At 66.3% G+C, this 23,982-nt stretch carries 34 protein-coding genes and 4 tRNA genes; 17 read left to right on the top strand and 21 right to left on the bottom strand.

Translation table 11 applies throughout. The features are described 5' to 3' along the window. The first annotated feature begins 12 nt into the window (after nt 1–12). The 5 genes from ACZK3W_RS15535 to ACZK3W_RS15515 all read left to right on the top strand — a co-directional run bounded on the left by ACZK3W_RS15535 (nt 13) and on the right by ACZK3W_RS15515 (nt 1,450). The gene (locus ACZK3W_RS15535; RefSeq protein WP_005410432.1) at nt 13–312 is read left to right on the top strand and encodes an integration host factor subunit alpha; all 300 of its coding nucleotides are present in this window, start codon (nt 13–15) and stop codon (nt 310–312) included. Next, complete coding sequence (locus tag ACZK3W_RS15530) at nt 293–649, top strand: MerR family transcriptional regulator (RefSeq protein ID WP_005410431.1); 357 nt, start codon at nt 293–295, stop codon at nt 647–649. The genes ACZK3W_RS15535 and ACZK3W_RS15530 overlap by 20 nt, the downstream gene beginning before the upstream one ends. Nucleotides 650–717: 68 nt before the next feature. Continuing rightward, nucleotides 718–794, top strand: a tRNA-Pro gene (locus tag ACZK3W_RS15525). A 117-nt stretch (nt 795–911) separates the two neighbouring features. After that, nucleotides 912–1,112, top strand: coding sequence for a hypothetical protein (locus ACZK3W_RS15520; RefSeq protein ID WP_014037933.1), 201 nt, complete (start codon nt 912–914; stop codon nt 1,110–1,112). Next, complete coding sequence (locus ACZK3W_RS15515; RefSeq protein WP_197615939.1) at nt 1,109–1,450, top strand: low molecular weight protein tyrosine phosphatase family protein; 342 nt, start codon at nt 1,109–1,111, stop codon at nt 1,448–1,450. The genes ACZK3W_RS15520 and ACZK3W_RS15515 overlap by 4 nt, the downstream gene beginning before the upstream one ends. On the opposite strand, the gene ACZK3W_RS15510 is transcribed toward ACZK3W_RS15515, so the two are convergent. Together ACZK3W_RS15510 and ACZK3W_RS15505 are read right to left on the bottom strand one after the other, a co-directional pair. Then, entirely contained in the window at nt 1,429–1,866 is a 438-nt protein-coding gene (locus tag ACZK3W_RS15510) for a GNAT family N-acetyltransferase (RefSeq protein WP_032128661.1), read from the bottom strand. The two genes, ACZK3W_RS15515 and ACZK3W_RS15510, sit on opposite strands and share 22 nt — an antisense overlap. A gap of 85 nt (nt 1,867–1,951) precedes the next feature. Then, nucleotides 1,952–2,461, bottom strand: coding sequence for a DUF3011 domain-containing protein (locus tag ACZK3W_RS15505; RefSeq protein WP_032128662.1), 510 nt, complete (start codon nt 2,459–2,461; stop codon nt 1,952–1,954). 240 nt (nt 2,462–2,701) lie between these two features. Between ACZK3W_RS15505 and ACZK3W_RS15500 the strand changes: the two genes are divergently transcribed. Continuing rightward, the gene (locus tag ACZK3W_RS15500) at nt 2,702–3,097 is read left to right on the top strand and encodes a hypothetical protein (RefSeq protein ID WP_012511691.1); all 396 of its coding nucleotides are present in this window, start codon (nt 2,702–2,704) and stop codon (nt 3,095–3,097) included. A 24-nt stretch (nt 3,098–3,121) separates the two neighbouring features. Here the strand turns inward: ACZK3W_RS15500 and ACZK3W_RS15495 are convergent, their stop codons facing one another. Beyond that, on the bottom strand, nt 3,122–3,814 hold the full coding sequence (locus ACZK3W_RS15495; protein WP_197615938.1) for an aspartate/glutamate racemase family protein: 693 nt from the start codon (nt 3,812–3,814) through the stop codon (nt 3,122–3,124). A gap of 86 nt (nt 3,815–3,900) precedes the next feature. On the opposite strand from ACZK3W_RS15495, the gene ACZK3W_RS15490 reads away from it, so the two are divergent. The 5 genes from ACZK3W_RS15490 (at nt 3,901) to ACZK3W_RS15470 (ending at nt 6,216) form a co-directional block, all read left to right on the top strand. Beyond that, nucleotides 3,901–4,212 (top strand): ArsR/SmtB family transcription factor, encoded by a 312-nt coding sequence (locus tag ACZK3W_RS15490; RefSeq protein ID WP_042358872.1) that lies wholly within the window; start codon nt 3,901–3,903, stop codon nt 4,210–4,212. After that, nucleotides 4,212–4,562: an SRPBCC family protein gene (locus ACZK3W_RS15485; RefSeq protein WP_197615937.1), complete on the top strand. Its 351-nt coding sequence runs from the start codon at nt 4,212–4,214 to the stop codon at nt 4,560–4,562. Before ACZK3W_RS15490 ends, ACZK3W_RS15485 begins: the two co-directional genes overlap by 1 nt. A 37-nt stretch (nt 4,563–4,599) precedes the next feature. Beyond that, nucleotides 4,600–5,208 carry an ATP-dependent Clp protease proteolytic subunit gene (locus tag ACZK3W_RS15480; protein ID WP_032128666.1) on the top strand — a complete coding sequence of 203 codons (609 nt, stop codon included), beginning with the start codon at nt 4,600–4,602 and terminating at the stop codon, nt 5,206–5,208. Between the two features lie 98 nt (nt 5,209–5,306). Beyond that, nucleotides 5,307–5,948, top strand: a complete 642-nt coding sequence (locus ACZK3W_RS15475) for a LysE family translocator (protein WP_032128667.1) — start codon at nt 5,307–5,309, stop codon at nt 5,946–5,948. A gap of 94 nt (nt 5,949–6,042) precedes the next feature. Further along, nucleotides 6,043–6,216 carry a DUF1328 domain-containing protein gene (locus tag ACZK3W_RS15470; protein ID WP_006380555.1) on the top strand — a complete coding sequence of 58 codons (174 nt, stop codon included), beginning with the start codon at nt 6,043–6,045 and terminating at the stop codon, nt 6,214–6,216. 22 nt (nt 6,217–6,238) lie between these two features. Here ACZK3W_RS15470 and ACZK3W_RS15465 read toward each other — a convergent pair whose 3' ends face one another. The 4 genes from ACZK3W_RS15465 to ACZK3W_RS15450 form a co-directional block, all read right to left on the bottom strand. Beyond that, nucleotides 6,239–6,571, bottom strand: a complete 333-nt coding sequence (locus tag ACZK3W_RS15465) for an SMR family transporter (protein ID WP_005410423.1) — start codon at nt 6,569–6,571, stop codon at nt 6,239–6,241. 13 nt (nt 6,572–6,584) lie between these two features. Continuing rightward, nucleotides 6,585–7,157, bottom strand: a complete 573-nt coding sequence (locus ACZK3W_RS15460) for a TetR/AcrR family transcriptional regulator (RefSeq protein ID WP_049401207.1) — start codon at nt 7,155–7,157, stop codon at nt 6,585–6,587. Nucleotides 7,158–7,243: 86 nt separating this feature from the next. Then, nucleotides 7,244–7,477 (bottom strand): DUF1653 domain-containing protein, encoded by a 234-nt coding sequence (locus ACZK3W_RS15455; RefSeq protein ID WP_032128669.1) that lies wholly within the window; start codon nt 7,475–7,477, stop codon nt 7,244–7,246. 12 nt (nt 7,478–7,489) lie between these two features. Beyond that, nucleotides 7,490–7,774, bottom strand: coding sequence for a hypothetical protein (locus ACZK3W_RS15450; RefSeq protein ID WP_197615936.1), 285 nt, complete (start codon nt 7,772–7,774; stop codon nt 7,490–7,492). A 404-nt stretch (nt 7,775–8,178) separates the two neighbouring features. Between ACZK3W_RS15450 and ACZK3W_RS15445 the strand changes: the two genes are divergently transcribed. From ACZK3W_RS15445 to ACZK3W_RS15435, 3 genes are all read left to right on the top strand, one after another. After that, complete coding sequence (locus ACZK3W_RS15445; protein ID WP_049423877.1) at nt 8,179–8,385, top strand: hypothetical protein; 207 nt, start codon at nt 8,179–8,181, stop codon at nt 8,383–8,385. A gap of 131 nt (nt 8,386–8,516) precedes the next feature. Next, nucleotides 8,517–9,080, top strand: a complete 564-nt coding sequence (locus tag ACZK3W_RS15440) for a DUF3011 domain-containing protein (RefSeq protein WP_049401711.1) — start codon at nt 8,517–8,519, stop codon at nt 9,078–9,080. Between the two features lie 167 nt (nt 9,081–9,247). Continuing rightward, on the top strand, nt 9,248–9,451 hold the full coding sequence (locus tag ACZK3W_RS15435; RefSeq protein WP_005417823.1) for a hypothetical protein: 204 nt from the start codon (nt 9,248–9,250) through the stop codon (nt 9,449–9,451). Between the two features lie 152 nt (nt 9,452–9,603). Here ACZK3W_RS15435 and dxs read toward each other — a convergent pair whose 3' ends face one another. The 8 genes from dxs to ACZK3W_RS15395 all read right to left on the bottom strand — a co-directional run bounded on the left by dxs (nt 9,604) and on the right by ACZK3W_RS15395 (nt 16,832). After that, nucleotides 9,604–11,511 carry a 1-deoxy-D-xylulose-5-phosphate synthase gene (gene dxs / locus ACZK3W_RS15430; protein WP_197615947.1) on the bottom strand — a complete coding sequence of 636 codons (1,908 nt, stop codon included), beginning with the start codon at nt 11,509–11,511 and terminating at the stop codon, nt 9,604–9,606. A gap of 105 nt (nt 11,512–11,616) precedes the next feature. After that, nucleotides 11,617–12,282, bottom strand: a complete 666-nt coding sequence (locus ACZK3W_RS15425) for an HNH endonuclease (RefSeq protein WP_125894316.1) — start codon at nt 12,280–12,282, stop codon at nt 11,617–11,619. 506 nt (nt 12,283–12,788) lie between these two features. Continuing rightward, nucleotides 12,789–14,579: an acyl-CoA dehydrogenase C-terminal domain-containing protein gene (locus ACZK3W_RS15420; RefSeq protein ID WP_049401710.1), complete on the bottom strand. Its 1,791-nt coding sequence runs from the start codon at nt 14,577–14,579 to the stop codon at nt 12,789–12,791. A 65-nt stretch (nt 14,580–14,644) separates the two neighbouring features. Beyond that, nucleotides 14,645–15,121, bottom strand: a complete 477-nt coding sequence (locus ACZK3W_RS15415) for an LEA/WHy family protein (RefSeq protein ID WP_032130304.1) — start codon at nt 15,119–15,121, stop codon at nt 14,645–14,647. 162 nt (nt 15,122–15,283) lie between these two features. Continuing rightward, nucleotides 15,284–15,835, bottom strand: a complete 552-nt coding sequence (locus ACZK3W_RS15410; RefSeq protein WP_125894312.1) for a lipocalin family protein — start codon at nt 15,833–15,835, stop codon at nt 15,284–15,286. Nucleotides 15,836–15,931: 96 nt separating this feature from the next. Continuing rightward, nucleotides 15,932–16,507 (bottom strand): hypothetical protein, encoded by a 576-nt coding sequence (locus ACZK3W_RS15405; protein WP_107432594.1) that lies wholly within the window; start codon nt 16,505–16,507, stop codon nt 15,932–15,934. 100 nt (nt 16,508–16,607) lie between these two features. Next, nucleotides 16,608–16,683: transfer RNA gene (locus tag ACZK3W_RS15400), tRNA-Phe, on the bottom strand. A gap of 73 nt (nt 16,684–16,756) precedes the next feature. Continuing rightward, a tRNA-Phe gene (locus tag ACZK3W_RS15395) sits at nt 16,757–16,832 on the bottom strand. Between the two features lie 334 nt (nt 16,833–17,166). Between ACZK3W_RS15395 and ACZK3W_RS15390 the strand changes: the two genes are divergently transcribed. Then, nucleotides 17,167–18,192 (top strand): NADP-dependent oxidoreductase, encoded by a 1,026-nt coding sequence (locus tag ACZK3W_RS15390; protein ID WP_197615933.1) that lies wholly within the window; start codon nt 17,167–17,169, stop codon nt 18,190–18,192. A 73-nt stretch (nt 18,193–18,265) separates the two neighbouring features. Here ACZK3W_RS15390 and ACZK3W_RS15385 read toward each other — a convergent pair whose 3' ends face one another. Next, nucleotides 18,266–19,108, bottom strand: a complete 843-nt coding sequence (locus ACZK3W_RS15385; protein ID WP_197615932.1) for a methylated-DNA--[protein]-cysteine S-methyltransferase — start codon at nt 19,106–19,108, stop codon at nt 18,266–18,268. A 132-nt stretch (nt 19,109–19,240) separates the two neighbouring features. Here ACZK3W_RS15385 and ACZK3W_RS15380 point away from each other — a divergent pair, with 132 nt between their 5' ends. Beyond that, on the top strand, nt 19,241–20,002 hold the full coding sequence (locus ACZK3W_RS15380; protein WP_197615931.1) for an SDR family oxidoreductase: 762 nt from the start codon (nt 19,241–19,243) through the stop codon (nt 20,000–20,002). Nucleotides 20,003–20,008: 6 nt separating this feature from the next. Here the strand turns inward: ACZK3W_RS15380 and ACZK3W_RS15375 are convergent, their stop codons facing one another. Further along, nucleotides 20,009–20,494, bottom strand: a complete 486-nt coding sequence (locus ACZK3W_RS15375) for a hypothetical protein (protein WP_125894302.1) — start codon at nt 20,492–20,494, stop codon at nt 20,009–20,011. Between the two features lie 161 nt (nt 20,495–20,655). Between ACZK3W_RS15375 and ACZK3W_RS15370 the strand changes: the two genes are divergently transcribed. Next, nucleotides 20,656–20,826, top strand: coding sequence for a hypothetical protein (locus tag ACZK3W_RS15370; protein ID WP_165929940.1), 171 nt, complete (start codon nt 20,656–20,658; stop codon nt 20,824–20,826). Between the two features lie 63 nt (nt 20,827–20,889). Here ACZK3W_RS15370 and ACZK3W_RS15365 read toward each other — a convergent pair. The 4 genes from ACZK3W_RS15365 to ACZK3W_RS15350 all read right to left on the bottom strand — a co-directional run bounded on the left by ACZK3W_RS15365 (nt 20,890) and on the right by ACZK3W_RS15350 (nt 23,945). Continuing rightward, nucleotides 20,890–20,965, bottom strand: a tRNA-Ala gene (locus tag ACZK3W_RS15365). A gap of 94 nt (nt 20,966–21,059) precedes the next feature. Continuing rightward, complete coding sequence (locus ACZK3W_RS15360; RefSeq protein ID WP_197615930.1) at nt 21,060–21,986, bottom strand: alpha/beta hydrolase; 927 nt, start codon at nt 21,984–21,986, stop codon at nt 21,060–21,062. Continuing rightward, nucleotides 21,976–22,869: an alpha/beta fold hydrolase gene (locus ACZK3W_RS15355; protein ID WP_032130297.1), complete on the bottom strand. Its 894-nt coding sequence runs from the start codon at nt 22,867–22,869 to the stop codon at nt 21,976–21,978. Before ACZK3W_RS15355 ends, ACZK3W_RS15360 begins: the two co-directional genes overlap by 11 nt. Nucleotides 22,870–22,889: 20 nt before the next feature. Continuing rightward, on the bottom strand, nt 22,890–23,945 hold the full coding sequence (locus ACZK3W_RS15350; RefSeq protein WP_197615929.1) for a sugar phosphate isomerase/epimerase family protein: 1,056 nt from the start codon (nt 23,943–23,945) through the stop codon (nt 22,890–22,892). Between the last annotated feature and the right edge of the window lie 37 nt (nt 23,946–23,982).

The raw sequence follows: 23,982 nt of genomic DNA, 5'->3' as shown, positions 1-23,982 counted from the left end.
GGGTAGCAGGCAATGGCATTGACCAAGGCGGAGATGGCGGAAAAGCTGTTCGACGAAGTCGGTCTGAACAAGCGGGAAGCCAAGGAATTCGTCGACGCGTTTTTCGATGTGCTGCGTGAAGCATTGGAACAGGGACGTCAGGTGAAGCTGTCGGGCTTCGGTAATTTCGATCTGCGGCGCAAGAACCAGCGCCCGGGTCGCAACCCCAAGACCGGCGAGGAAATTCCGATTTCCGCCCGCACGGTGGTCACCTTCCGTCCGGGCCAGAAGCTCAAGGAGAGGGTGGAAGCTTATGCTGGATCCGGGCAGTAACCGCGAACTACCGCCGATCCCGGCCAAGCGCTACTTCACCATCGGTGAAGTCAGCGAGCTGTGCGACGTCAAGCCGCACGTCCTGCGCTACTGGGAAACCGAGTTTCCCAGCCTTGAGCCGGCCAAGCGCCGAGGCAACCGCCGCTACTACCAGCGCCACGACGTGCTGATGGTGCGGCAGATCCGCAGCCTGCTGTACGAACAGGGCTACACCATCGGTGGTGCACGCCTGCGTCTGGACGGTCCCGATGCCCGCGAGGAATCGGCGCTGAGCAACCAGATCATCAAGCAGGTGCGCATGGAGCTGGAAGAAGTGCTGCAGTTGTTGCGCCGCTGATCCCATTTCCATCGTAATCCGCTATACTTCACGGCCCGCCGCACTGGCGGGCACATCGCAGCATCAGTCGGGGCGTAGCGCAGCCTGGTAGCGCATCTGCCTGGGGGGCAGAGGGTCGTCGGTTCGAATCCGGCCGTCCCGACCACTGTGATGAATCAAGAGGCCTGCGCAGCAATGCGTGGGCTTTTTTGTGCGCGCGGTGTATGCTGCGCGCCACTCGTACTACCGCGGCTGCTGAACCCGGTACTCACGAGAACACATCATGGAATCTGCAAGAAACCGTGCCTGGCGTCGCAGCCAGGCGCGCAACCGTGGTGGCGACCGCGCCACGACCGCCTACAGCTACAAGCCCGAGAAGAACTGGAAGCTGCTGTACACGCGCGATGCCAAGCTTGCGCGCGCACGCCAGCTGGGCTTCACCTATCCAGTGCTCAGCGCCCGCCAACTGCAGGAACAGGAATGATCAACCTGCTGTTCGTCTGCAGCCGCAACCAGCTGCGCAGCCCAACCGCCGAAGCCATGTGGCGACGGCGGCCCGGCTTCACTGCGCGGTCGGCCGGCACCAGCCCGCATGCACGACACCCCATCGACCCGGCGGACATCCGCTGGGCCGATGTCATCTTCGTGATGGAGGCCAAGCATCAGCATCGACTGCAGGCCGCATACGCGCGCCTGCTGGAACACAAGCACCTGCATTGCCTCGATGTTCCCGACGACTATCGCTGCATGGATCCCGTGCTGATGGATCTGCTGGACACCAAGGTGACCGCGTATCTCGATCAGCTGCCGGCAAAGCGGTAGATCAGCTCTGGGTCGCCGTCATCCAGTCCATGCACGATGCCGCTGTCGATGAAGCCCGATGCAACGAGCAGGCGCTGCATGGCGATGTTGGAGGCATTGGTCGAGGTGAACAGCTTGCGCTGTCCACGCTGTGCGATCGCGTGCCGCAGCAGTGCAGCGCCGACGCCCTGGCTGCGCCGCTCGCGCGCGACCATCAGCATTTCGACGAAGCCTTCGCCGAAGAAGTGCTCATGGAGGGTCATGTAGCCAACGATCTCGCGCTCCTGCTCGGCAACATGCACGTTGCCCCGCGCCAACCACTCGCCAATCTGTTCCGCCCGTCGAGGGTCGCTTGCCGCCACGCTGTCGAGTGCGATCAGCGCGGAGGCATCGGCGGGCGTCGCGTCGCGGAGGCGCAGCGCAGTCGCAGCGGGCATGGTCGGGCTCCTGACAGGAGGGGCCAGTCTATCGGCTATGCCACAGGTGCAGTCGCACCCGCCGCAGCCAGCGCGTGCTCGGCAGTCAATACACGCGGAACTCGGCCCGGCAGCCGTCGCTGACCCACACGCCGCGGCGGTCCCAGCCCCAGTTCTGGTCCTCGATGCAGGCCGTCACCGACTTCTGCTTGATCAGGCGCACCTCGTGGCGCACACGGATGCGGCATTCCTTGTCCTTCTTTTCGTAGGACTCGCAGACCAGGCGCTCGCCATCATCGTCACGGTCCCTGCCGCGGCCCGGCCAGCGTCCGCGCCCATAGCCGTCGGCGACGAACTCGGCGCGGCAGCCGTCGGTCACCCACAACGTGCGGCGGCTCTGGCCCCAGTTCTGGTTCTCCACGCAGCGGGTGACCGACAGTTGCCTGGCCAGGCGCATCGGGCCCTCGATCGGGCATTGCGCGGTCTTGTTGAACTGCGATTCGCAGCGCAGCGCCGGAATGTGATCGGTGTCGTAGTCCTGTGCGGCCACGGTGGTGGCGGCCAGCAGCAGGGCAAGGGAGGTGCCGGTGATCGTCAGCAGCAGGCGATGGGACATGTGCAGGCTCGGTGGGGATGGGGCGGCAAGAATGGCCCAGTCCGGGGCTGCCGGAACGCTTCGTTCCGAAGATGGCTCAGTGGCGGTTTAGTAGTACGCGCGGGCCCATGCAGAGGGCTACATCCCGTATCATCGCTGCACATCCGATCGCATCGGTTTACACCCTCTTACATGTCTCCCACGCCGGTCGGCACAGCCTGTGGCTGTTGTCACTGGCATGCGGCCGGCGCGTGGAGGAGGATGCGCGGACCACGACGACCACAGGGGGTTGCGTTGATCAGCAGTACCGTCATTCATCGCTCGGCCGACGCAGGTGGCGCCGAGGTGCGGGTCCTGGACACCACGTTCAAGGGCAAGCATGTGTTCATTGCCTGGGGCCTGCGCGGGCCGGAACTGACCCGCAGCGCGGACCCGGCTGCCACCGTGGCCGCACGCAAGGCGCTGCACGCGGTTGCCGGCCACAGCGAGGGGCCGCGCAGCCCGGAAGTGTTCATCGCCAACCAGTCGGCGGTGGCGATCACGGTCTATCGCCTGCTTACCGAGGCGCGCTCCGGCGATGCCATCTTCTTCCTGTGCGATTCACAGGCGGTGGTCGAGTGGCTCATCACCGCGCTGGAAGTGCAGGGCGCGGACTGATTCCGCGCTCCGGCGCGCATCGATTCAGGCCAGCGCCGCGTCCACCGCAGCCCGTGCGTGCAGCGCAGTGGTATCGAACAGCGGCACTGCGCTGTCTTCCGGGCGTACCAGCAGCATGATCTCGGTACAGCCCAGGATGATGGCTTCGGCACCGCGCGCCACCAGTCTCGCGATCACGCCGGCGTAGACCTGTCGTGAGTGCTCGCTGACCACACCGGCGATCAGTTCCTGGTAGATGATGTCGTGCACGCTGCGACGATCATCGCCTTCGGGAACCAGCACCTCCAATCCGAAGCGATCCTGCAGCCGGCCGCGGTAGAAGTCCTGTTCCATGGTGAAGGCGGTACCGAGCAGGCCCACCTTGCGTGCGCCTGCCTGCACGATGGCCTGGGCGGTGGGGTCGGCGATATGCAGCAGCGGCAGTGGGCAGACCGCCTCGATGCGGTCGGCCAGCTTGTGCATGGTGTTGGTGCAGATCAACAGCAGATCGGCGCCACCGGCCTGCAGGCGCCGTGCAGCGTCGGCCATGTGGTCGCCCAGCGCATCCCAGTCGCCGTCATGCTGCAGCTGCTTGATGCCGGCGAAATCCACCGACCACAGCAGCAGCTGCGCCGAATGTGCGCCACCGAGGCGCTGCCGCACGTCCTCGTTGATGAGCCGGTAATACTGCGCCGAGCTTTCCCAGCTCATGCCGCCGATCAGGCCAAGGGTCTTCATGCACAGCTCCATGCCGGGGAGCCGTCATTGCAGCACAGCCGATGCGGGAGTTGCACTACACATTAGTGATTGCTAATGTGTTGGTCATGATCGAGAACGCCCTCTTCAAAGCGCTGGCCGACCCCACCCGCCGCCACATCTTCGAAAAGCTGGCCGAGGGCGGGCAGCATGCCAGCGCGCTGCGCGAGGGCATGGCGATCAGCCAGTCTGCGATGTCCCAGCACCTGGCGGTGCTGCGCGATGCCGGGCTGGTGAGCGAACAGCGCCAAGGCCGTTTCGTCCACTACGAGGTCGATCCGCGCGGGCTGGCGCACATCGGCAACTGGCTGCAGCGCTACCGGGCCTACTGGCCCGCGCGGATGGATGCCTTGCAGGATCTGCTGAAGGAGATGGACTGATGGACGATGTTCTGAACGAAGCGGCTCCCGCGTTGGTGATGGAGCAGTGGCTGCCAGCGCCACCGGAACGGGTCTGGCGCGCACTGTTCGATCCGGCGCTGCGTGAGCGCTGGTTGCCTGCGGCCGATCTTGCCGATCCGCAGCCTTGCCTGTGCGAGGAGGGGCGGGAGCTGGGGTTCCGCCTGCGCGATGCGCAGCCCCCGCATCTGCACAGCCTGGTGTGTTTCCGGCTGCGCGCGGATGACGGTGAGGGGACGGTGCTGACCATCGTGCATCGGCTCACTGACCTGCGCGCGCTGCTGCCGTTGGCCGCCAACGACGATCATCGCACCATGATGCGCGCGGCCTGAGCCGGCGCCTGGATCAAACGCTACAGGGAGCAGGCACATGCGGGACAGAATGCAGCTGATACCGATGGTGGTGGAACGCAGCGAGCGCGGTGAGCGCTCCCATGACATCTACTCGCGGCTCCTGCGCGAGCGCATCATCTTTCTCAACGGCGAAGTCGATGACACTGTGTCGGCGCTGGTCTGCGCGCAGCTGCTGTTCCTGGAATCGGAAAACCCGGAGAAGCCGATCCATCTGTACATCAACTCGCCGGGTGGGGTGATCTCCAGCGGCCTGGCGATGTACGACACCATGCAATACATCTCGGCCCCGGTGCATACGCTGTGCATGGGCACCGCGCGGTCGATGGGTTCGTTCCTGCTGATGGCCGGCGAGCCCGGTCACCGTGCGGCGTTGGCCAATGCCAGCCTGCATGTGCATCAGCCGCTGGGCGGGGTGCAGGGCCAGGCGTCGGACATCTTCATCCACGCCGAGGAAATGCAGCGCACCAAGCAGCGCATCACCCGGCTGTATGCGCAGCATTGCGGACGCAGTGTCGAGGAGGTCGAGCAGACCCTGGACCGCGATCGTTTCATGAGTGCCGAGCAGGCATGCGAATGGGGCTTGATCGACCAGGTACTGGTACGGCGCGACGCGCTCGCGGCCTGAGCCTGCCTCTGTAACCACCGCATCCATGCTGCGCTGTGTGTGCCGCGCCAGGCCGGCGCACTCTATGCTGGTGGGATCTTCTGAAGTGGATGTCCGATATGGCGCTGCATACCTGGTGGTGGTTCCTCGCCACGGTGTTCGTTCTGTGTGGTACGCCGGGGCCGAACATGCTGCATATCCTCGGTCGCAGCGTCGGGCTCGGCTTTCGCGGTAGCGTGCCGGCGATGGCTGGCTGCCTGCTGGCGATGCTGCTGGTGCTGGCGGCCTCCGCAGCAGGCCTGAGTGCGCTGCTGCATTCCTCGCCGATGCTGTTTGAGGTGCTGCGCTATCTGGGCGTGGCCTATCTGGCCTGGCTGGGCCTGAAGGCATGGCGTGACAGTTGCCGGCCGGCACCACCGGTGACGGTCGATGCCGCGCTGCCGGTTGCGGCGTCGCTGGGCGCGTGGAAGGTGTTCCGTGGTGGCCTTCTGGTGGGCCTGAGCAATCCCAAGCTGCTGCTGTTCGCTGCGGCGTTCCTGCCGCAGTTCGTCGACCCGTCGCGTGGCCAGGCGCTGCAGTACAGCGTGCTGGTTGCCACCTTCGCCGGCTGCGAACTGTTCTGGTACGTGATGTATGCCGCCGGTGGCCATGGCCTGCGCCGATGGTTGGCCAAACCCTTCGCGCGGCGCTGGTTCGAGCGGCTGGTGGGCAGCGTTTTCCTGGCCTTTGCAGTGGCCCTGCTGCGTTTCCGCCCGCGCTGATTCACGCCGCGCACGCGGCCTGTTCACGACTGCCGCATCGGCTACGGCCTAGCCTGATCATCCAGTACGCAGTCCCCACGGGGAAAGGTTTGACATGATCAAGTGGGCTATCATCTTCGCCATCATCGGCGTCATTGCGGGCGTGCTCGGCTTCGGCGGCATTGCCGGCGCCGCGGTCGGCATCGCCAAGTTCCTGTTCTGGGCCGGCATCATCATCGCCGTGGTGCTGTTCCTGCTCGGCATGACCGTAGCGAAGAAGGTCAGCTAGCGTTGATCGCGCAGCAGCGTACTCAGTGTGCGCTGCTGCGCGAGAACAGATTGATCACCAGTACGCCAGCACAGATCAGGCCGATGCCGATCAACGCCGGTGCATCCAGGCGCTGCTTGAACACCACCAGCCCGATCAGCGAGATCAGCACGATGCCGACGCCGGACCAGATCGCGTAGGCGATGCCGGTCGGGATCGACTTCATGGTCATCGACAGCAGGTAGAAGCACAGTCCATAGCCGACCAGCGCGCCCAGTGTCGGCGCCAGCCGGCTCATGCCGTCGGATGCCTTCAGCAGCGACGTGGCAATTACTTCCAGCACGATGGCAGCGGCAAGGTAGAGATAGGGATTCATTGAGCGCTCCTGCTCACTGCGGGTCGCATAGTTTCAGGGCCTGTTCGGCCATCGCCAATGCGTTGGCGCGTTCTTCCTCGTCCAGCGGACGCCCATAGGCCGTGGCCCAGTAGCCATCGGCAGCGCAGCGCGCCGCATACAGTCGGGGATCGTTGGCTTCGCCGGCGAACTCGGCCAGCATCGCACGCTTCCAGGTGCGCCAATGCGCGAGCAGGGCTGGTTCCATCAGGTTGCCCAGGGTCAGGCCGATGTCGTTGTCCTGTTCCTGCTGCAGCAGATGCTCGAAATTGGCCTGCACATAGGCGCGGCTGAAACGGCCATGCCCTTCGGGGTTTTCCTGCAGCAGGGCACGCACCCGCGCTTCGAATTCGCCGATGAGCGCTCCGATGGCTTCATCCACCAGTGCCTGCTTGCTGCTGAAATGATGGAACAGCGCACCCTTGCTGACACCGGCGGCCTGTGCGACGTCCTGCACGGTCAGCGCGGCCAGGCCATTACGGCCGATCACTTCAATGGTGGCCTGCAGCAGTGACTGGCGCACGCTGTCGGGCGCCTTGCGGCGCGAACGGGAGGGGGATGCGGACATGGCGGGAAGAAACCGACTGGACGGTACGATTGTAACGCAGGCCCGTGGTGTCACCGCGCTGCCGGCCAGGGCCGGCAGCGGAACCGTCATGCGTCGATGCGGGCGAAACGCGGCTGCGGTCCGTGTTCGCCCGGTACCTGTTCGACGAACATGGCATACGGGCGCACCCACAGGCCGCCTTCGCCATAGAGCGCGCGATACAGCACCAGTGGCTCCAGCGTCTCGCTGCTGCGGACGATATCGAGCACGTCGTACTCGCCGCCCTTGAAGTGGCGGTAGCGACCCGGGGCCAGGGTGGGTAGCGGGCTCAGCTCAGCCATGGGGTGCGCGCCTCACTTGCGTGCCGGGCTGGCCGGCTTCGCGCAGTAGGCATCGATGGCCTCGGCGGTATTGGCCAGGCCCTGTGCCCGTGCCAGTTCCCACGGGCGTTCGCAACGCTGGCTGCGCTCGCACCACTGGTAGCCGGCCGAACCAATGCATCCGTGGGCATCGCGATCGCCGCCCACCTTCGGTATCGCAGACGAGGTGGTCGCCGCATCGGCACGTGCGGCGGCGTCGTGCTGGTTGGCGCACGCGGTCAGCACCAGCAGGGCTGGAATCAGAAGAAGCGCTTTCATCGGGCGGGCTCCGTGCCTAAAGCGACAGTGTCTGTCGCAAATAGCCCTCCAGCAAGCGCTCAGTGCATGGCGGCGCGGATCAGCTCTTCAATCAGCACCAGATAGCTGGCGACGAAATAGAACTTCAGCAGCGTCCAGCGCTGCTGCGAGAAGAAGGTGCGCATGTGGAAGGGGCCCCTGTTGGTGACGGTAGTGTGAAGCTCCGTCAACTCCGTGACAAGGGTCACGGAACGCCTTCACTAAACAGCCTCAGGGATGTGAGGGTTGGGAAGCGCCCGACCGAATCCTGAGGCATTTTCGTACAAATCTGATGGGCCATCTCCGACGCGATCGATAGCCTGAGGGTGTACTGGCACGTGGCCCTGCCGCCTGTCACCGCCTCTTTCCTTCCGCAGGAGCTTCTCATGGTCTTTACTGTCCAATGCACTGCCCGGCACTGGTCCGTGTTGCATCCGAAGGCGGGTGACGCCACCCGTTACGCCCGCGGTGCCGATGCCTTCGACGCGGCCGCTGCGCTGGCCCTCGAGCACCATCGTCGCACCGGCCAGCGCAGCACGGTCCGGGTCGAGGCGCTCGGCAGCACCGTGGATGCGCTCCATATCGGGGAGTGACGCCACCGGCCGAGGCGCAGTCAGCCACGGTTGAGTTGTTTGAATGGGGAAAAAACCGCCGTGGGGCGCCCCCTGTGCGCCGCGCCACGAATCCCGGATGCTTGCGCCATCGTATTCATCCGGAGATTCCGATGGGCAAGGCACTCACCTGGCGAACCCTGGCCTGCACGCTGCTGCCGATGCTGGCGGCCGCGGGCGGCGCGCAGGCGCAGAGCTATGGCTACGGTTATGACGACGATCGCTATGGCGGTCGTGATGGCGGCGGCATCGTCCGCTGCGAATCGATCAAGAACCGCAGCAATGAATGCCGCCTGGAAGGCCGTGCCCGGATGATCCGCCAGTTGTCCGGTTCGCCGTGCGTGGAAGGCGAGACCTGGGGGCAATCGCGCTACGGTGTGTGGGTCACCCAGGGCTGCCGTGCCGAGTTCGTTGGCGAGTACCGCCGTGGCGGTGGCTGGGGTGGTGGCCATGGCAACGGCTGGGGCAACGGTGGCAATGGCTGGGGCGGGGGTGAGGTGATCACCTGCCATTCCAACGGCCACCGCCAGGAGTACTGTGATGCCCGCATCCGTCGTGGTGTGCGCCTGGTGCGTCAGGATTCACGCAGCGCCTGCATCGAGGGCCAGACCTGGGGCTGGAACCGTCGTGGCATCTGGGTCAGCGACGGCTGCCGGGCGCAGTTCCAGGTGAATTGAGCTCGCCCATCGAAAATCAGAATAATCTGATACAGCTCACATTTTGAACGTCGTATCTTCTGTGATCAGGGCACCCCTGCGTGCCCCTGATCCGTCGCGATGAAGTCTGCCGTAACCGGCACGCCCGTCCCGCCACCGTCGATACGCTGCCTCAAGGAGTGAGCTGCATGTTGATCCGCCTGCAATGCGAGCAACGCCAATGGCGCGTGCTGCACCCGGACCGGCCGGAACCGATCGAGTTCCGCGATGGTGCCCGGGCCTACGATTTCGCTGAAACCCTTGCACGCCTCCACTTCGTCGACACCGGGCAGCGCGCTGCGGTGCGGGTGGAGGCCAGCGGTGCGTTCGTGGAAGCGGTCAGCTACGGCTGAGGGTTGGGGTTTCCGGCCAGATCATCGTTCCGGAGCCCGCCATCCACGCACGGCGTGGATCTACTTTGCATCTGTCTCCACGCATGGCGTGGATCGACCCCTGTTCCGCAGTAGATCCACGCCATGCGTGGATCTACTGGTGGTGACCGGCCTCAGCCCGCCGCGCTGAGCGGCGGGGTGCCTGCAGCCAGCTGCGGCCAGCGCTTGAGTACCGCCGCGCGGATGCCCGCCGCATCGATACCGGCTTCGGCCAGCAGGTCCTCACGGCTTGCGTGGTGCTGGTAACTGTCTGGCAGGCCCAGATGCAGGATCGGGCGCAGTACGCCTTCGGCGTTGAGCAGCTCGCCGACGCCGGAACCGGCGCCACCGGCCACCACGTTGTCTTCGATCGTCACCAGGCCCTCGTGCTGGGCGGCCACGGCCAGCACCAGCTCGCCGTCCAGCGGCTTGATGAAGCGCATGTTGACCACGCTCAGGCCCAGCTCGCGCCCGACCTGTTCGGCGGCCGCCACGGTGCTGCCAAAGGCCAGCAGTGCCACGCGGCTGCCCTGCAGGCGCAGCTCACCCTTGCCGATCGGCAGGGTCGACAGGTCGGTGCCGGCGGCGACGCCGGTGCCGGTGCCGCGCGGATAGCGCACGGCAGCCGGGCCCGGATGCTGCAGGCCAGTGCTGAGCATCTGCCGGCACTCGGCTTCGTTGGACGGTGCCATCACCACCATGTTCGGCACGCAGCGCAGGAAACTCAGGTCGAGGTTGCCGGCATGGGTGGCGCCGTCCGGGCCGACCACGCCGGCGCGGTCGATCGCGAACAGCACGTCCAGGTCCTGGATGGCCACGTCATGCACCAGCTGGTCGTACGCACGCTGCAGGAAGGTCGAGTAGATCGCCACCACCGGCTTGCCGCCCTGGGTGGCCATGCCGGCGGCGAGAGTGACCGCGTGCTGTTCGGCAATTGCCACGTCGAAATAGCGCTGCGGGTATTCCTTGCTGAAGCGCACCAGGCCGGAGCCTTCGCGCATCGCCGGGGTGATGCCGTACAGGCGTGGCTCGGCAGCGGCGGCATCGCACAGCCAGTCGCTGAACACATCGGTGTAGGTCGGCTTCTTGGCACCGGCCTTGGCCACCAGGCCCTTGTCCGGATCGAACGGGCCGACGGCGTGGTAACCGATCTGGTCGCCTTCGGCCGGCTCGTAGCCCTTGCCCTTGGTGGTCATCACGTGCAGCAGCTTCGGGCCCTTGGAGGCGCGCAGCGTCTTCAGCGTGGACAGCAGGGCGGGCATGTCGTGGCCGTCGATCGGGCCGGTGTAGTGGAAGCCCATTTCCTCGAACATCGTGGACGGCACGAACATGCCCTTCCAGTGTTCTTCCCAGCGCTTCACGAAGCGCGCCGGATTGTTCTTCTTGTCGCCGAGGATCTTCTTGCCGCCTTCGCGCAGCGCATTGAGCGTGCGGCTGCCGGTGGCACGGCCGAGCATCTTGGTCAGGCCGCCGACCGCCTCGGAGATCGACATGTTGTTGTCGTTGAGGATCACCAGCAGGTTCGGCTCGGGCTCCATGCCACCGGCGTGCATCAGCGCTTCGAACGCCATGCCGGCGGTCATTGCGCCATCACCGATCACTGCAACGACCTGGCGGTTGTCGCCTTCGGACTGGCGGGCGATGGCCATGCCGAGTGCGGCCGAGATCGAGGTCGAGGAGTGGCCGACGCCGAAGGTGTCGTACTCGCTCTCTTCGCGCTTCGGGAACGGCGCGACGCCGTCCTTCTGCTTGACGGTGTGGATCTCGTCGCGGCGACCGGTCAGGATCTTGTGCGGGTAGGTCTGGTGACCGACGTCCCAGACCAGCTGGTCCTGCGGGGTCTGGTACAGGTAGTGCAGGGCCACGGTGAGTTCGATCACGCCCAGGCCGGCGGCGAAGTGGCCGCCGCTCTTGCCCACCGACTCGATGAGGTAGGCGCGCAGTTCGTCGGCGACCGCCCTCAATTCGGATTCGTCGAACGTGCGCAGGTCATCCGGTGTCTGGATGCGCGCGAGGCGGGGATAGCGGGCAGAGTCGATCATCATGTTCGCACTTGTTCTGAACGCCCATTTTCGCCCTCAAACGGGGGTGGGGCAAGCAAACGCCGCCGCCCGTGACAGGACGGTGAGGGTTGCATTTTCAGCGATTCAGGTGCTCAGTTTTGACCGCTTGGGCAATTGCGCCTTCAGGAAGGCCATCTGGTCGGCCAGGATGTTGCGGTTGGACAGGATCAGATGCTCGATCCAGCTGGGCCGGTAAGGCACCGCCAGCAACGGCATTCCGGCCTGCTGGGGGGTGCGGTCGCTCTTGCGCGAGTTGCAGTGGAAGCAGGCGGTGACCACGTTTTCCCAGCAGTCCAGGCCACCCTTGGACAGCGGCATGACGTGGTCGCGGGTGAGCGTGGGGCGGTTGAACTGCTGGCCGCAGTACATGCACAGGTGCGCGTCGCGGGCGAACAGGGCCGGGTTGGTCAGGTTCGGCGTGGGGTCGATCGCGCGGGAGCGGGCGTGGCCGCGGGCGGCGATGATCGGGTGCAGGTCCATGCCGCTCTGCAGGCCGCTGAAGCGGTTGGTGCCGCCGTGGATGTGCAGGCAGGGATCGCCGAGTGTCCAGGCGACGGCTTCGCGGGCGTAGAGGCACGCCGCATCCTGCCAGGTGATCCAGTCCAGTACGCGTCCGTGGGCATCGAGCGAGAGCAGCCGGACCGAACCGGGGCGATGCAGCGTCGTGGCGTTGGGCGATGCTTCGGCGCCCGGAGCAGAAATCGGGGCTCCGGCTTCGATCAGACCCAAGCGTGTAGTGTCTGTCTCCATCGGGAGAACAGCTTATACCTGAATCTTGCGATTTGGGTATCGCCCCGAGGGCGATGCCCAAATCGCAAGATTCAGGTATAAGCTGTTCTCCTATCCCCCGCACCTGTCGGTGCGCCCCCTTTAGCAACCCAGCCCGCCGTTGGCGCGCTGGGTTGCCCGCGCATTCTTCCTAATCCCCGCGCCTGTCGGCGCGCCCCCTTTAACAAAAGGGGGCTTTTCTCCAGATGGATTTCGGTGGTTTCCATCCACGCATGGCGTGGATCTACGGTGTCGACCAAGGTCGACACCTACCAGCAGCAGAAATCTGTCGAGGGCGGGGTGGGTCCGGTTGCGGGGGCGTGAGCCGCATGGATGCGGCGACCGAGCTTACATGGACGTACTTGCAGCGTCCCCCGCAATTGGACCCACCTCGCCACCCCGCAGGAAGCCAGCTCTTGCCGTTGATGTTGCTGTTGCGGGTGCCGGCCAGCGGCCGGCACTACCGCGGGTGCCGGGCGCAGCCCGGCTCAGGCGCCGAAGCGCTCGTCGTCCATCGCCATCAGCGGGGCGGCGCCGGCCTGGATCGCGGCGGCGTGGGCGAGGGTGCGCGGCAGTACGCGGGCGAAGTAGAACCGTGCGGTCTCGCGCTTGCCCTGAGCGAAAGCGGCGCCGTGCGCGCTGGCATCGGCGGCGGCCACGCTGCGGGCCCACCAGTAAGCCAGCACCACGTAACCCGAATAGAACAGGTAGTCGTAGCTGGCCGCGCCGAGTTCGTCCGGATTGGAAGCCGAACGCTGCAGCACATCCATGGTCAGCTTGCCCCATTCGGCGGCCTTGGCGCGCAGCGGGCCGATGAACTCGGCCAGCGCTTCGTTGCCCTCGTTGGCCTTGGCGAAGGCTTCGATCTCGGCCAGCATCAGCTTCAGGCCGGCGCCCTGGCTGGACGCGGTCTTGCGGCCGATCAGGTCCAGCGCCTGGATGCCGGTGGTGCCTTCATACAGCGTGGTGATGCGTGCATCGCGGGCCAGCTGCTCCATGCCGTGTTCGCGGATGTAGCCGTGGCCACCGAAGCACTGCAGGGCGTTGTAGGTGTTCTCGATGCCCCATTCGGTCTGGCAGGCCTTGGAGATCGGGGTCAGGAAGCTCACCAGGGTGTCGGCGCGCTCGCGCTCGGCGGCATCCTCGGCGTGGTGGGCGACGTCGATCAGGGTGGCGGCGTGCAGGGCCAGCAGGCGGCTGCCCTCGACCAGTGACTTCACCGTCAGCAGCATGCGGCGCACATCCGGATGGACCAGGATCGGGTCGGCCGGCTTGTCCGGGAACTTGGCGCCGCTCAGGGCGCGCGACTGCAGGCGCTCACGGCTGTACTTCAGTGCGTTCTGGTAGGCGCGCTCGGACAGGCCGATGCCCTGCAGGCCGACGCCCAGGCGCGCGGTGTTCATCATGGTGAACATGGCCTGCAGGCCCTTGTGCGGCTGGCCGACCAGGTAGCCCTGCGCACCATCGAAGTTCATCACGCAGGTGACCGACCCCTTGATGCCCATCTTGTGCTCGATCGAGCCGCAGCGCAGTGCGTTGCGCTCGCCGACGTTGCCTTCGCGGTCGACCTTGAACTTCGGGGTGACGAACAACGAGATGCCCTTGGCACCCGGAGGGGCGTCGGGCAGCTTGGCCAGCACCAGGTGCACGATGTTGCCGGTCAGGTCGTGCTCGCCGGCAGTGATGAAGATCTTGGTGCCGGTGATCGAGTAGCTGCCATCGGCATTCGGCTCGGCCTTGGTCTTGAGCAGGCCCAGGTCGGTGCCGCAGTGCGGCTCGGTCAGGCACATGGTGCCGGTCCAACGGCCCTCGATCAGCGGCTTCAGGAAGGCCTCGTGCTGCCAGGCCTCGCCGTGCTGCTTCAGCGCTTCGATGGCGCCGTGCGAGAGCAGCGGGAAGTTGCCCCAGGCCAGGTTGGCGGCGTTGATCATCTCGTTGAGCGGCACGCCCAGGGTGTGCGGCAGGCCCTGGCCGCCCAGCTCCGGCGAGGCGGTCAGGCCGGTCCAGCCGCCATCGACGAACTGGTCGTAGGCCTGCTTGAAGCCGGGCGGGGTGGTCACTTCACCGGTGGCCTGGTCGAGCACGCAGCCGATCTCGTCGCCGACGCTGTTGAGCGGGGCCAGCACGGTGGCGCTGAAGCGGCCGGCTTCTTCCAGCACGGCATCGACCACGTCGGCGGTGGCGTCGGTGAAGCCCAGGCGGGCGAACAGGGGTTCGACCTTGAGCACATCGTGCAGGGCGAAACGGAGGTCGGAAAGCGGGGCGGTGTAGCTGCTCATCGGTACGTCTCGATTTGATCAGGGACAGGGGGAGCGGCGCCGGGCGCCGCGGCGGAAAGCGGGAGTCAGCGCAGCACGCCCGGCAGGCCCGGGGCCTGGTTGAGGGTGCTGCGGCTGCTGATGTCGAAGCTGCGCTGCTTCTTTTCCTGCGGCGTGGCTGCCACCGTTCCCTTCAGGCCATAGGCCAGGGTGCGGTTGCTGGCCAGCGCATCGGCCACTACCAGGCGTGCGGCCGAGCTGGGCACCAGATTGACCTGGATGACGTCGGCCGAGGTGCCGCCGATGGAAATGCCCGGCTTGGCCTGCAGGGTGCCGGCGTCGCTGTCGCCGACGGTCAGCGCCAGCGCGACGTCATCGAAGGTCATGGGCATGGAGCTGTAGTTCTGCAGGCGCAGGGCTACGGTCCAGTTGCCGTCGGCGCGCACGGTCAGCTGCTGCAGGCTGGCCGCCGGTTCCGAAACACGCTTGACGATGCCGTTGTTGCAGGCAACAAGGGCGAGGGTGCACAGGACGATCAAGGCGATACGGAAGCGGTGGAGCATGGGCGCAGGTCCTCTGGAGGGGTGCGTTGGATAAGCATACTACGGCGTATGGTCGTTTGGATCGCCTGTGGCGACCCGTCGCAGAGGGTAGCGCGTGAAGATGGCGGCCGGGCGTGCGCGGCGCCGGATGGCACGCGCGTGGTGCGCCGGATGCGGCGCGGTTCAGTCGGCGGGCGTATCGCGAATCGGAGCCATCAGGCGCAGTGGGCCGAGGTCGTAGCCCATCGTCTCGGCTTTCTCTTTCAACTGTTCGAACCGGGCGCGATCCATTTCCGGCAGGCGCGAGAGGATCCACAGGTACTTACGGTCCGGTTCACCGACCAACGCCCACTGATAGTCCGGGTCCAGTGCCAGGACCCAGTAGTCCGCCCAGACCAGTGGCACCCAGCTCAGCCAGTCCGGCACGAAGCGCACCTGCAACTGGCCGGGATGGCCGGCAACCGGGCGTGCCACGCCTTCAGCAACCACGCGTTCTCCGTCGCCGTTGCGGCAGGCATTGGTGACACTGATGCGGCCATCGCGGCGCAGCCCGTAGTTGGCGGTGATCTCGCCGACGCACTGCTTCTGGAACGACACCGGAAGATGCGCGATCTCGTGCCACTGGCCTGCGTAGCGGTCGATGTCCAGCGTGTCGACTGCGCGCACCGGTTCGGCGGCGATCACCGGGGAGGCGGCCAGCAGCAGGCAGGCGAGCAGGGCGGGACGCAGAGGCATCGGCAGGCTCCAGGCAGGAGTCCTGAGCTTAGGCGAGCGGCCACGGGCGCGTGTAAAGGTTCCATGCGCCGGCACCATTGCCGTCGTCAGTTGCGGCTACTGCTCGAACGGGCGTTGACTGCGCTCGTCGCCGTCAAAGGTAAGTGTCCGCGTATGCAACGTGCCGCTGCCCATATCCCATTTGAAGGTGTCCAGCCCTCCGCCGCCAGTTCCCTTGGAATGCAGGCGTACTGCGCCGCGGGTCAGATTGTCGGTCAGCAGCAGTTGCGCGGAGCCGTCGGCGTCCACACGGAGTCCGGCCCGGTCCCGCCACCGGTCCTCGCCCTGTCCCTTCGGGGCGTCCAGAGCAAGAGCGACGCTGTTGTCCTCGAACGTGCTCAGGCCGCCTCGCTCGGCGCCGGAAGCGTCGAAAATCAGGATGCCGGCAGCGCGGCTTCGTCGCCCTTCTTCTACGCTGTCCTGGCCAATCTCCACCCGTACCACGCCGTGCTCGTCGAGTACCTGCAGCTGCCGCGTGCTCAAATGATCGACGTGTAATGGGGCATCGCGCTGCGAAAGCAGCCAGGCCGTGACTGCGGCCAAGCCAAGCAACAATACGGACAGCCCGGCAACCAGCCATTGCAGGCGACGCAGCGATTGCCGTAGTTGGGACAGGGAAGGGGTGTCATCCATGTCATCAGTGCTCCATGCAGTGAACCAAGGACGGTACTACAGAGACGGCAGGCACGATCGCGCAAAAAAAAAGACCTGCATTTCTGCAGGTCTCTGAAGATGGTGGCCGAAGACGGAATCGAACCGCCGACACGGGGATTTTCAATCCCCTGCTCTACCAACTGAGCTACTCGGCCAAATTGTGTGGCAACCGTGATCAAACCCGGTTTCCGGAAAAAAAAGACCCGCATCTCTGCAGGCCTTCGAAAGTGGTGGCCGAAGACGGAATCGAACCGCCGACACGGGGATTTTCAATCCCCTGCTCTACCAACTGAGCTACTCGGCCACATGTTTCATTGCAGCGAGGTCGCTGCCAAGGACGCGTATATTACGGAGGTCGGCTGCCTTCGGCAAGCGTTTTGCCAAGATTTCTTCACATTGCCGTCTGCGCGCTCGCAAGTGCTTGATCCTCCGTTCTGGGGCGGGGCGTGGCCAGTCGATCATCGTCTGCGGTGGAAATCAGCAGATCGCCGCGATCGCCAAAGCTGCAAGGGCAAGGGCTGCGCCGGACCTGCGCCGGTCCGGGCGATGGAACGCTGTTTTCGTGGCCGCCATCGGGGATGGCTGCGGCGTAGTGTCGGCACTCCCTTCCTGATGCTGGCAACAGCAGAGACCTGGCCATGTCCGATCCCTCGACCACCTCCCGCATCGTGCTTGCGTCGCGTCCGCAGGGGGCGCCAAGTGCAGCCAACTTCCGCCTGGAACAGGTTGCGTTGCCGTCATTGGCCGATGGCGAGGTGCTGCTGCGCAACCGCTACCTGTCGCTGGACCCGTACATGCGTGGACGCATGGACGAGGGCCCCTCGTATGCCGCGCCGGTGGCGGTGGGCGCGGTGATGGAAGGGCAGACCGTGGCCGAGGTGCTGCAGTCCAACGCCGAGGGCGTAGCCGCAGGTGAGCTGGTGCTGGCGCCGGGGGGCTGGCAGACCCACGCGGTGCTGCCGGCCAAGGCACTGGGGCGCCGCCTGGACCCGGCCGGACTGCCGCTGAGTACCGCGCTGGGCGTGTATGGCATGCCCGGCTTCACCGCCTATTCCAGCCTGCATGAAATCGCCCGTTTGAAGCCGGGCGAGACGCTGGTGGTGGCTGCCGCGACCGGGCCGGTGGGCGCGACCGTGGCCCAGCTGGCCAAGCTGCAGGGCGCGCGCGTGGTCGCCATCGCCGGCGGCGAAGCCAAGCGTGCCTATCTGCAGACGCTGGGCGTGGACGTGGCGCTGGATCATCGCGCCGCTGATTTCGCCGCGACGCTGCGCGCGGCAGTGCCCAGGGGTATCGACGTGTATTTCGAGAACGTGGGCGGACACGTGCTGGATGCAGTGCTGCCGCTGCTCAACGACTTCGCCCGCATTCCGGTGTGCGGCACCATCGCCACCTACAACGAGCGGGGCGTCGAGCAGCCCGGCCCGGACCGGTTGCCCGCACTGTTCAGCCAGATCCTGCGCCAGCGCCTGACCGTGCGCGGTTTCATCGTGCACGACTTCAACCACCTGTGGCCGGAGTTCGAACGCGAGATGCCGCAGTGGCTGCGCGACGGCCGCATCCAGTACCGCGAGGATGTGGTGGAAGGGTTGGAGAATGCGCCGGAGGCGTTCTTCGGGCTGTTGCAGGGGCGCAACTTCGGCAAGCTGGTGGTGAAGCTGGATTGAGGCCTTGGCGGTGTGCCGACCAAGGTCGGCGCCTACGGGAAGCTGAGTGTGTCGACCAAGGTCGGCACCCACCTCAGGCAGTCGAGGTCTTTTCCCGGCGCAGCAGTTCGCGCTTGCGCGCTACGCCCCAGGCATAGCCGGACAGGTCGCCATCGCGGCGCACCACGCGGTGGCAGGGCACGGCCACCGCCAACGGATTGCTTGCGCATGCGCGTGCGACGGCGCGGCTTGAGCGCGGCGCGCCGATACGCGCGGCGATATCCGCATACGAGGCAGTCTGCCCGCGCGGAATCTGCTGCAGTGCCTGCCACACCCGTTGCTGGAACGCGGTGCCACGGATATCCAGCGGCAACGTGGCGCCTCGCGAAGGATCCTCGACCAGGCCTACGACCTGTGCCACCAGTTGCTCGTAGCCCTGGTCGGCGCCGACCAGTTCGGCTTGGCGGAAGCGTTGCTGCAACGACTGCAGCAGTGTCTCCGGATCGTCGCCGAGCAGGATCGCGACCACGCCGGTCCCGCTGCTGGCCACCAGCACGCTGCCCAGTGAGCTTTCGGCAAGCGCGAAGTGGATGACTTCGCCGCGCCCCCCTGCGCGCCATTGCTTGGGCGTCATGCCCAGCAACTTCGGTGCGTTCTCGTAGAAGCGTCCACTGGAACCGAAGCCAGCATCGTGGAAGGCGTCGGTGATGCGTTCCTGTTGTTCCAGCCCGGTGCGCAGGCGGTCGGCGCGCAGCGCGGCGGCGTACTGCTTGGGGGTCAGCCCGGTGGACTGCTTGAACAGGCGATGCAAGCGCGTCGGGCTGCAGCCAGCAATATCGGCCAGTTCCTGCAGCGAGGGTTCGTCGAGGCTGGTCTGCAGGTGGCGGCAGACCCGTTCGATGCGGTCATCGAGGGCGGTGGTGGCGGTACTGTCCATGGCCGGATTCTGGCACGTGCCGGTGCTGCGGAAACTCCGTTTCCTGCACTCACCTGTGAGGCCCGGAAACGGAGTGTTGGCGGACCGAAGGCACGGCATCGTGGCGGCCACTTCACAACCGGTACCACGACCATGCGCCTGAACAACAAGATCGCTCTCATCACCGGTGCCAGCGCCGGTATCGGCCGCGCCAGCGCGCTGCGCTTCGCCGCCGAAGGAGCAAAGCTGGTGCTCAACGCACGGCGGCCGGAGCCGCTGCAGGCGCTGGCCGAGCAGATTCGCGCTGCCGGTGGCGAAGCCGTGGTGCATGCCGCCGACGTGGCCAACCCGGGCACGGCGCAGGCGCTGGTCAATCTGGCCCAGCAGTCATTCGGCGGCCTGGACATCGCGCTCAACAATGCCGGCATGCTCGGCCCGGGCGTGCCGGCGGCGGAGTTTCCGGTGGATGCCTGGCGCGAGGTGATGGCCACCAATCTCGACGCCGCCTTCCATGCGGCACGCGCGCAGCTGCCGGCACTGCTGGCGCGCGGCGGCGGCTCGCTGGTGTTCGTCGGTACCTTCGTCGGCCACACCGTGGGATTCCCGGGCATGGCGGCCTATGCGTCAAGCAAGGCCGGGCTGATCGGCCTGAGCCAGGTGATCGCTGCCGAATACGGTGCGCGCGGCGTGCGCAGCAACGTACTGCTGCCCGGTGGCACCGATACGGAGATGGGCCGGCAGGCCGCACCGACCGGCGATGCCCGCGACTTCGTGCGCTCGTTGCACGCACTCAAGCGCCTCGCCGAGCCGGAGGAGATCGCCAATGCGGCGCTGTTCCTGGCCAGCGATGAGAGCAGTTTCGTTACGGGTACCGCGATGCGCGTGGAGGGTGGGGTGTCGATCACCCGTACCTGAGCGCGGTCACGTGCGTGGTGAGTAGCGAATGCCGCTGCTGGCCATGAAGCCTTTCGGATCGAAACGGGCCCAGGCTTCGCCCCAGTTGAACCGGGCTTGGCCGCCGCTCAGCTTGCGACCCAGCGCCGCACCCAGCGTGCGGCGCATGAAGGCGACTTCTGCATCGATTGCGGCCTGGGTTGGCCAGCCGTCTTCCAGTGTTGCACCGGGTAGATCGACGCCCATCGTCACCATGTCGAGCTGTTGCCCGTGGAAGCACAGGCTGATGCCAGCGGGCGCACCGCCCAGGCTGAGCCGGTGCAGGCTGAGCCAGTGATAGCCGGTGCCGACATCACGCTCCCCTCGCACCAGCGTGGCGAACGCGATACGCGCCTCATCCCGTGACAGGGTGGGGCAGATCAAGGCCGGCAGATTGCCGAGCTGGATGCTGCCGTCGGTCGCATCGAGGCGCATCGGCACGGCGTGTGCTGCGTGCTGGACAGAAGAGGGCATGGCATACCGGTGGGCGTGGTGCGTCGGATTCTGGCTGCACGGGGGCCGCAGCGGCAAGCCAGTGCCTGCACATGACGTTGGCACAGGACTGACCTGTGGCTTACCCGGCAACCTCTAGCGTGATGGGCAACGTTGGCGTTCCGCCGGCGAGGGAGATTTCAATGAACGAGCGAGGCAAGGATCAGGACCCGAAGCAGGGCATCCAGGAAAGCCGCCAGGACAGGAAGCAGGACGACGTGGCCAAGCAGCGGCCGGGGCAGCGCGATCAACAGGTGCGCGATACGCACTCGCGCAGCCCGCAGCGCAAGGACGGCGGCGAGGAGCCGGCCTGAGCCGCGGGCGCTGAAAAAAAAAAAACCCGCAGATCACGGAGATCTACGGGTTCTTCTGAATAGTGGTGGAGCCAAGGAGGATCGAACTCCTGACCTCGTCATTGCGAACGACGCGCTCTCCCAGCTGAGCTATGGCCCCACGGCAGGCTTTCAGTGTAGCGCCGCCTGCCGGGCTTGCCAAGCGCCGGACCGGGACGGCGGCAGGCGTGGATCTGCCGCCGTCCCCAGCCGGTTCAGGCCAGCGCCTGGCGCAGCAGATCGCCCGCGCGCTGTACCGCCATGCCGGTGGAAACAGCCACGTCCTGCAGGTGGATGCAGGCGTGGATCATCCCCGGCAGCCGCTCCAGCGTGCAGTCGACACCCGCAGCCTGCAGGCGGTGCGCGTACTGCTCGGCCTCGTCGCGCAGCGGGTCGTGCTCGCAGCTGAGCACGGAGGCTGGCGCCAGCCCCTGCAGGTCGGTTGCGTGGGCGGGCGAGGCCAGCGCCGACGGTTGGGCCAGATCACCCAGATAGGCCTGCCAGCAGCGCTGCATCAGTTCGGCGCTGAGGTAATAGCCTGTGGCGTAGTCGCGGTAGGAACCGCTGCCCATGCCGGCATCCAGCGCCGGGTACAGCAGCAGTTGGTGGCACGGTTGCGGCAGGCCCCGTTCGCGCAGCAGCAGGCAGCAGGCGGCGGCGAGGTTGCCGCCGGCGCTGTCGCCACCGATCGCCAGCCGCCGTGGGTCCAGGCCGAGGCGCTCGGCGTTGTCCTGCAACCACCGCCAGGCGTCGGCGACGTCATGCAGTGGAACCGGGAACGGGTGCTCCGGCGCCAGCCGGTAACCCACGGCGACAATCACGCAACCGCTGGCATTGGCCAGCGCGCGGCAGGGGCCGTCATAGACCGCCAGCGAACACTGGAACCAACCGCCGCCGTGGGCGAACAGCAGAGCCGGTACCGGTCCATCGGGAAGCCCTTCCGGCGTGTAGAAACGCAGCTCCAGCGCATGCCCGTCGAGCGCGATTACCGTGTGTTCGATCACATGCGCAACCGGCTGTGGTGCTCCCTGCAACTGTGGCAACGCGCTCTCGCTGATCGCCCGCAGTTCGCGCAGGTCTTCCGGCAGCGCATGGGCGGCGACGGCGTCGACGAACTGCTGCAGCGCCGGTTCAAGCAGCATGGCGTGCCTCCTGCAGGAACGGCAGCAGCTGTGCAAGGAACGCCTGCGGCGCTTCTTCCATGATGAAGTGGCCGCAGCCCGGCACGATGCTGCCGCGCACATCATCGGCATGCGGTTGCAGGGTCAGCATCGGCGCATCGCCAGTGGCGTGCTCGGCGCCGATGGCCAGTACCGGCATCGGCAAACGGTGCTGCGCACGCAGCTTGTTCTGGCGGATCGTTTCCGGAATCGCGCGGTACCAGGCGAAGCCCGCCCTCAGGGCGCCGGGGCGGCTGTAGGCGGCAATGTAGGTATCGGCGGCCACCGCATCACGGCGGTACGACCAGCGGTCGAACATGAATTCCAGGTAGGCGCGCTCGCGCCCCGTAATCAGTGCTTCCGGCAGGTCGGCCACCTGGTTGAACATGAAGTGCCAGAGGAAGATGTTGTCAGCCGGTGCGGCGAAGATGCCCGGTTCCGGCGCCAGGCCGGGAATCACCGCTTCGGTGACCGCCAGCTGGCGCACGGCCTGCGGCTGATCGCTGGCCAGCGCATAGGCGATCCACATGCCGATGTCATGTCCGACCACCTGGTAACGATCGTGGCCCAGTGCCTGCATGGTCTGGTGCAGGACGGCGGCGGCACTGCCGGTGTCGTAGCCGTGGGCGGGGCGGTCGGATTCGCCGATGCCCGGCGGATCCACGGCAATCGCTTCGAAACCGGCTTCGGCCAGCGCATGCAGCACGTGGCGCCAGGCATACCAGGTCTGCGGCCAACCGGGAATCAGCAGCACCGGCTCGCCATGGCCGGCGGAAACACAATGCACGCGCTGGCCGTCGATACGCAGGTAGTGATGGCGCAGGGCATCGTCGCCGGCAGTGCCAGCGGAAGAAAGGGTGTTCATGGGGGTTGCTCCGTTGGGGCTCAGGCGATGCCGAGCATCTGCTGCATCTGTGTGGTGCTGATCGGTGCACCGGCGAAGTCGTCGAAGATCTTGTCGGTGACCGGAATGATGTGGTCGCGGATGAACGCGGCACCTTCGCGCGCGCCGGCTTCCTGGTCCTTCAGGCAGCACTCCCATTCCAGCGTCGCCCAGCCCGCGTAGTCGTACTGGGCCAGCTTGGAGAAGATCGACTTGAAGTCGACCTGGCCGTCGCCCAGCGAGCGGAAGCGGCCGGCGCGCTCGGTCCAGTCGGCATACCCGCCATAGATGCCCTGGCGGCCGCTCGGGCGGAACTCCGCATCCTTGACGTGGAACATGCGGATCAGCGGGTGGTAGATGTCCAGGTACTCCAGGTAGTCCAGCTGCTGCAGCACGAAGTGGCTGGGATCGAACAGGATGCGGCAGCGCGGGTGCTGGTCGACGCGTTCGAAGAAGCGCTCGAAGCTGGTGCCGTCATGCAGGTCTTCGCTGGGATGGATCTCGTAGCAGAGGTTGACGCCGTTGTCCTCGCAGGCATCGAGGATCGGCCGCCAGCGTCGTGCCAGTTCGTCGAACGCCGCGTCGATCAGGCCCGGCGGGCGCTGCGGGAACGGGAACAGATACGGCCAGGCGAACGAGCCGGAGAAGGTGCCCATGTCCTGCAGGCCCAGCCGTCGCGAGGCACGGGCGGCCAGGTGCAGCTGCTGCTGCGCCCATTCGCTGCGGGCCTTCGGGTTGCCGCGCAGTGCTTCGGGGGCGAAGCCATCGCAGAGCTCGTCGTAGGCCGGATGCACGGCCACCAGCTGGCCGAGGATGTGGGTGGTCAGTTCGCTGACCTGCAGGCCGTGCTCGGCCAGGGTGCCGCGGAGGTCGTCGCAGTAGTCCTGGCTGTCGGCAGCCGTGGCCAGGTCGAACAGGCGTGCATCCCACGCGGGAATCTGCAGGGCCTTGAAGCCGTGGCCGGCGGCCCACGCGGCAATGCTGGCGAGGCTGTTGAACGGGGCCTGGTCGCCGGCGAACTGCGCCAGGTGCAGGCTGGGGCCCTTGAGGGTCTGCATGTGTTGCTCCAATTGTTTGTCGATCAACAAAGAATAT

The sequence above is a fragment of the Stenotrophomonas sp. 80084_Sma genome (assembly GCF_056481995.1).
Note: the sequence above shows the minus strand (reverse complement) of the source record. Positions and strands in the feature narration are given on the sequence as shown.